Annotated in this window: 2 protein-coding genes; one reads left to right on the top strand and one right to left on the bottom strand. The window is 64.2% G+C overall.

Annotated elements, in window-relative coordinates; translation table 11 throughout:
- Positions 1–33: 33 nt before the first annotated feature.
- On the bottom strand, positions 34–627 hold the full coding sequence (locus V473_RS22650; protein ID WP_013039114.1) for a recombinase family protein: 594 nt from the start codon (positions 625–627) through the stop codon (positions 34–36).
- 139 nt (positions 628–766) lie between these two features.
- Between V473_RS22650 and V473_RS22655 the strand changes: the two genes are divergently transcribed.
- The coding region (locus tag V473_RS22655) for a Tn3 family transposase (RefSeq protein WP_066609379.1) at positions 767–3,532 on the top strand (2,766 nt) is incomplete at its 3' end.

Below are 3,532 nucleotides of genomic sequence, written 5' to 3' on the forward strand. Positions count from 1 at the left end.
GGGGTGACTGCACGAAAGTGACTTATCTGCACGCTAAGAGCGAACGGACCGGGAACGCTGGGACTTTGTGTTCTTCTCCGTGGCTTCGAGGGCTTTGTAGAGGGCGGTTTTGCCGATCTTGAGGCGCGCGGCGGCCTCGCGAACTGTGAGGCCGGAAGCGATATGTTCGCGCGCCTTGCGGAGCTTGTCAGGTGTGACCACTGGCCGCCGCCCACCGGGGCGACCTCGCTCGCGAGCGGCCTTGAGGCCTGCATGGGTGCGCTCCCGGATCAGATCGCGCTCAAACTGGGCAAGCGAGCCGAAGATGTTGAACACCAGCATCCCGCCCGAAGTGGTGGTGTCGATGTTCTCGGTGAGCGAGCGGAACCCGATACCTCGCGTCGCTAGCTCGCCGACCTTCTCAATCAGATGGCTCATCGAGCGCCCAAGACGGTCGAGTTTCCAAACCACCAGCGTGTCGCCGCTGCGCAGATAGGCGAGCGCCTCGGCCAGGCCGGGCCGATCGGCTTTTGCACCAGATGCGTGATCGTCGAATATCCGGTCGCACCCGGCCGCGTTCAGCGCGTCGAGCTGGAGTGAGAGCTTCTGGTCTGCCGTCGAGACGCGCGCATAGCCGATCAACGCCACATGCAGCCCAATCCTGTCCGTTTTCCCATCATTATCTGATCTTGTCCGAATCGCCGTTATAGGTCCAGAGTTAACGGACATATTCCTGCTGGCCGCCAGAGGACCGTCTGACGGACAAGGACGCGGAAGGAGATAGTGCTTGGCGAGACGGCGACTGGTGAGCGCGGAAATCTGGGCAGGGCATTATGGCGCGCCGCTCGATGAGCGCGAGATTGCGCGGCACTATACGCTGACCGGTGACGACCTGGAAATTGTCGGCCGCCGTCGCGGCGATGCCACCCGGCTCGGCTACGCGATGCTCCTACTCTATATGAGATGGCCTGGCCGTGCGCTGGAAGCGGGTGAAGTCCCGCCCGCTCCTGTGCTCGCCTATGTGGCGCAGCAACTCGGCGTCGCGCCCGAAGCCTTCGCGGACTATGCCCATCGGGACCAGACCCGTCGCGAACATCTCGTTGAAATCCGACGATCGCACGGGTTCAGGATTTTCGACCGCAAGGCTTTCCACGAAGTTGTCGCATTCTCGATCCCGATCGCACAGACCATCGTCCACCCCGGCCAGATGGCGGGGGTCATCGTTGACGAACTTCGGCGCCGGCAGATCCTCCTGCCTTCTTCATCGGTTCTCGAAGCGGTACTCCGGCGTGCTCGCCAGCAGGCCGAACAGCTTACCTATGAAGTGCTCACGAACGGCCTGCGGCCCGATACGCTGCAGGGGCTGGACGATCTGCTGGCCCGACGAACAGGGCAAGCCGCGACATGGCTATCCTGGCTGCGCAATGCACCACAGTCGCCGGCAGCGCGCAACATCCTACGCCTGATCGAACGGCTCACTCATATCCGCGCGCTGGATCTCGATCGCGCCCGTGCCGACATGATCCCGGCTTTGACTTTTGACAGGCTGGCGGACGAAGGCAGCCGGATCACACCCCAGCACCTTGGCGAACTCAATGCCCTGCGCCGCCATGCGACGCTGGCGGCGCAGGGCATCCGTCTTGAGGAAAGCCTGACCGATGCCACCCTGACGATGTTCGACAAGCTGTTGGGCAGCATGTCGCGTCGCGCCGAGAACCGGACCCGTGACAAAGCCCTCAAGACGGTGCGCGAGTTGCAAGGCCATCTCCGGACGCTCACAGGGTCTTGCCGCATTCTCATCGAAGCGCGCACCAACGGTGTGGACTCTCTGGCGCAGATCGAGGCGCTGGATTGGCAGCGCTTCGCCGTGGCGGTCGCGCGGGCCGAAGTACTCGGGCGACCGGAAACCGTCGATCGCACCGCTGAATTGATCGAGCGGCATCGCACGGTGAAGCTCTTTGCCGGTGCCTTTCTCAACACCTTCGAATTTCGCGGCGCCGGTGCGGTGCAGGGACTCCTGTCGGCGCTTACCATCATCGCGGAGCTATACCGGACCGGCAAACGGCGCTTGCCTGATCGCGTGCCGCTGCGCTTTGTGCCCTCCGCATGGCGGCCGTTCGTCCTGCGGGACGGCATCGTCGATCGCGCCGCCTATGAACTATGCGCCTTGTCCCAGCTACGGGAGCGGTTGCGAGCGGGAGACATATGGGTCTCGGGAAGCCGCCAGTTCCGCGATTTCGATAGCTACCTCATCCCGCCGGCCACCTTCGACGCGCTTCGCGAGAAGGGGCCGTTGCCGCTCGCCATCGAAACGGACTTCGATCGTCATATCGAGGAAAGGCGCGCCAGGCTCGACACGGCGATCGAACAGGTGACGGTCCTCGCCCGACAGGGCGAGCTGCCCCAGGTCAGGCTTGACGAAAGCGGCCTTATCATCTCGCCGCTGAAAGCGGCAACGCCACCCGCCACCGAGATTGCCCGTCGCGCTGCCTATGACCGACTGCCGCGCGTGAAGATCACCGATCTCCTGCTTGAGGTCGATGCCTGGACCGGGTTCAGCGAATGCTTCATCCATCGGCGTTCGGGCCGGGAGGCCGACGACCGCAATGCGCTGCTCACCGTCATCCTTGCCGATGGCATCAATCTCGGCCTCACACGCATGGCGGAAACCTGCCGAGGCGCAAGCCTGCGCCAGCTCGCCCATCTCCACGACTGGCACATCAGCGAGGCCGCCTATGGTGAAGCGCTGGGAAGGCTGATCGACGCCCATCGCGCCATGCCGCTCGCCGCGCTGTGGGGAGACGGCACCACCTCGTCGAGCGACGGACAGCAATTCCATGCCGGGGGCCGTGGCGCCGCAATCGGCGACATCAACGCGCGCAGCGGCAACGAACCGGGCGTTGCCTTCTACACCCATGTCTCGGATCGATATGACCCCTTCGCGACCCGGGTAATCGCGGCGACCGCCGGCGAAGCTCCCTATGTGCTGGATGGCTTGCTGTATCAGCAGACCGGCCTGACAATCGAGGAGCACTACACCGATACAGGCGGTGCATCGGACCATGTGTTCGGCCTTATGCCCTTCTTCGGCTACCGCTTCGCGCCGCGCCTGCGCGACATCAAGCAGCGTCGTTTGCACCTCCTTCCCGGCCAGGAAGCCGGCCCCTTGCTTGCCGGCATGACGGCCGAACCGATCGCATTGGGTCATGTCGCGGCGCATTGGGATGAACTGCTGCGGTTCGCCACATCGATACGCACCGGCACCGCCACCGCTTCGGCGATGCTTCGCCGCCTGTCCGCCTATCCGCGACAGAACGGACTGGCCCTCGCGATGCGCGAGCTGGGCCGCCTCGAACGCTCGATCTTCATGCTCGACTGGCTGCGCGACATTGATCTGCGCCGGCGTACCCAGGCGGGCCTCAACAAGGGCGAGGCCCGCAACGCGCTCGCACGCGCGCTCTTCTTCAACCAGCTCGGCGAATTGCGTGATCGGCGGTTCGAGAACCAGACCTATCGCGCCTCCGGCCTCAACCTGCTCGTCGCCGCCATCATC

Source organism: Sphingobium cupriresistens LL01 (assembly GCF_001046645.1).
GTDB lineage: Bacteria > Pseudomonadota > Alphaproteobacteria > Sphingomonadales > Sphingomonadaceae > Sphingobium > Sphingobium cupriresistens.